This is a genomic window from Cryobacterium glucosi, assembly GCF_004402235.1.
GTDB classification, from domain to species: Bacteria; Actinomycetota; Actinomycetes; order Actinomycetales; family Microbacteriaceae; genus Cryobacterium; species Cryobacterium glucosi.
Window position 1 is genome coordinate 1 of sequence record NZ_SOFS01000047.1, and the last position, 1,753, is coordinate 1,753.

Here is a 1,753-nt window from a genome sequence, read left to right on the forward strand (position 1 = left end):
AACGAGAAAACCGTCACCGTCTCTCACGTCGCCGGCGTTCCGGTCCGGAACGTCGCGACGGTCGACTTCGCCCGCCATTACGGCGTCACGGTGCTGACGTGTCAGCCGGCGGATCCAGCGACCAAGGGTGGTGTCGAGTCTTCGGTGAAGCTGGCCAAGGCCGACATCGTTCCCAAAGACACCAACCTCCGGCCCGAATATGACTCCTTCGCCGACGTCGAAACGGCCTGCCAAGAGTTCATGGACCTGGTCAACAACCGTGAACACCGCGCCACGCGCCGCAAGCCCGCAGCGATGCTCGTGGAGGAAGCCCCCCGGTTGCATCGTGTTCCGGGCACCGCGCACACCATCTCCTTCGGCATGTCCCGCAGCGTCCCGGACAACACGCCGATGATCACGTTCGAGAACGCTCAGTACTCGGTGCCTTTCTATCTGCTCGGCCAGCGAGTATTCGTGCGCAGCCACGGCCTCGGCCTGGACGAGGAGGTCATCGTCGTGCACGAGGGCCTGGACGGGCCCGTTGAAGTCGCCCGGCACCAGCGCGCCCGGCCGGGCAGTCCCGCCATCAACGACACTCATTTCCCCGATCATGCCACCAGGGTCCCCGGCGACTATGCCGTGAAAGCGCGAAGTGCAGCTGAGACGGAGTTCCTCGCGATTGGTGCTGGCGCCCGGACCTGGCTGCTCGAGGCCGCTGCGGTGGGCACGATGCGGATCACGCAGAAGATGGCCGAGGCCGTGGCGCTGGCGAAGATCGCTGGGCAGGCCGACGTTGACCAGGCCCTGGGCACTGCGGCCGTCCATGGTCGTTTCGCGCACAAGGACCTCGCCTCGATTCTGAACGCGGCCGGTCTCCGCGCTGCCACCCACACGGCCAGCGAAACCCAGTCCCTCACCCAAGGAACCCGAGGCTGGGCCGCGATCGGTCAACCGCCCGTGAGCCTTCCCGACGACCTGCTGGAAGAAAGCGCATGAGCCCCGTCCCGACCGCCGCACCCGCTCTGCCAGCCGACCTGGAGGCGTTAATGCGGCAGCTGAAGATGCCCTACGCCAGGGCGTTAGCGCCGGAGCTGCTGATCACGGCGCGCACGCAACGGTGGGAACCCTCCGAAGTCGTCAAAGCCCTCCTCGTCGAGGAAGTCACCGGTCGGTCGCGGTCGATGCTCGCCACCCGCCGGAAGGCCGCTGGGTTCCCGACGGGGAAGACCTTCGACACGTGGGACCCGGCTGCGTCGTCGATCCCGCTGCCGACGCAGCAGGCCCTCCGCACCCTCGAGTGGATCGGGCGGAAGGAGAACGTTGTCGTTTGCGGGCCGTCCGGCACGGGAAAAACGTTCTTCCTCGAGGCCCTCGGCCAGCAAGTCGTCGAGGCCGGCATGCGTGTGGCGTGGTTCCGCCTCGAGGACCTCGGCGCGTTGATGCGTGCCCACCGCGCTGACGACAGCGTCACCCGAGTCGTCGCGCGCATCCTTCGCGCCGACCTCATCGTGATTGATGACATAGGGCTCCTGGCCGTTGGGACCGACGCGGCCGAGGGACTCTATCGGCTCGTCGATGCGGCCTATGAAAAACGATCTATCGCGGTCTCGTCGAATTTACATCCTGCCGGCTTCGACGAGCTCATGCCCAAGACCCTCGCCACAGCGACCGTTGACCGGCTACTTCACCACGCTCACGTCTGCCAGACGTCGGGCGAATCGATCCGCCTCACGCAGGCCCTCGCCGGACAGGGCGTGACGCCGATGAGCTAACA

At 66.5% G+C, this 1,753-nt stretch carries 2 protein-coding genes; both read left to right on the forward strand.

Going from position 1 to position 1,753, the window contains the following annotated elements; genetic code table 11:
• The coding region (locus E3O46_RS18120) for a transposase family protein (protein ID WP_166791104.1) at positions 1-975 on the forward strand (975 nt) is incomplete at its 5' end.
• Between the two features lie 50 nt (positions 976-1,025).
• Entirely contained in the window at positions 1,026-1,751 is a 726-nt protein-coding gene (gene istB / locus E3O46_RS18125) for an IS21-like element helper ATPase IstB (protein ID WP_277612990.1), read from the forward strand.
• The last annotated feature ends 2 nt before the right edge of the window (positions 1,752-1,753 follow it).

Coding starts and splice junctions, on each gene's coding strand:
- istB (WP_277612990.1), top strand. CDS start 1,026: ATGCGGCAGCTGAAGATGCCCTACGCCAGGGCGTTAGCGCCGGAGCTG.